This window comes from Plesiomonas sp., assembly GCF_051650925.1.
Lineage (GTDB): Bacteria > Pseudomonadota > Gammaproteobacteria > Enterobacterales > CAMTGL01 > Plesiomonas.
Window position 1 is genome coordinate 1 of sequence record NZ_JBOFRH010000251.1, and the last position, 1,048, is coordinate 1,048.

Genomic DNA, 1,048 nt, shown 5'->3' on the forward strand with positions numbered 1-1,048 from the left:
GGCCAAAGTTGGCAGTTCAGGTAACTCGGCCGCCATGCTCACTGCTGGCGCCATGGCCAACACTACTGCGATGGTTAATGCTTTCAGATTCACATCAGACTCCTTGCTATCGCCTGTTTGGGATGGTTCACGCTGGCGCAGTTATTCATGCCGTTTTTTCTATGAGTGTATCCCCATACACCCCGTACCTAGGATCTCATGCGTTTTCATGTGTACCTAAGCCTAAGCACTGCGCCATAACACGTGAACAACCGCATTTATCTAGAGCTTATACTGTGCTGATTAGACTGCAAAAAAACAGCCCTATTCCATTTTTAATGTAACCAGAAATAACCTGCTGCGGGCTAGGCCGCTTAGCGACAATGACACCACATTTTCTATCATCACTCGCCTTGTGTTAAGCCAACATTGGCCCAGAAAAAAAGCGCCTAACGGCGCTTTATATTCTGATTCATCATCGCACTCGCACACTCGACGCGTTATCAGGTTAAACGCTACCGTTTCAAAAACAGCGAGAATATCGAAAGTGTCGAGGCAAAATAACCGCCTAGCGTGAATTATTACAACGCTATCAATAGCGCCTATTTATTCAATCTCAGCCGGTATTTTACGCACTGGGTAAAACTCAAATTAGTTTCACCCAGTGATTATTTTCCATCAGACAATCGCGTATTAGTACTTATTCGCTCAGCGATTATTGATCGTTACTGACAGTACGCATATGGACATCCATCTGCGGATACGGAATATTAATTTTGTTGGCATCCAGCGCCTTTTTAATATTCTCCATCAGGTCAAAATATACCGCCCAATAGTCAGCATTTTTCACCCACGGACGCACCACAAAATCCAGTGATGACGCACCCATAGTCATCAGACGAATTGTGCAATCCATATCGGCCAGCACGCGAGAGTCGGCTTTTACCACCTCAGTCAGCACCGCTTTTACCTGATCGATATCGGCTTCGTAGCCTACGCTGATCACCAGATCAATACGGCGCTTCTCTTCCAAAGAGAAGTTGATAATGCGACCGCTCATGATGCTGGC

General features: G+C 46.0%; 1 pseudogene. It reads right to left on the bottom strand.

The annotated features are described in order from the left end of the window. Positions 1 to 694: 694 nt before the first annotated feature. Positions 695 to 1,048, bottom strand: a pseudogene (locus ACRC27_RS06025) (mechanosensitive ion channel protein MscS); the annotation flags it as partial.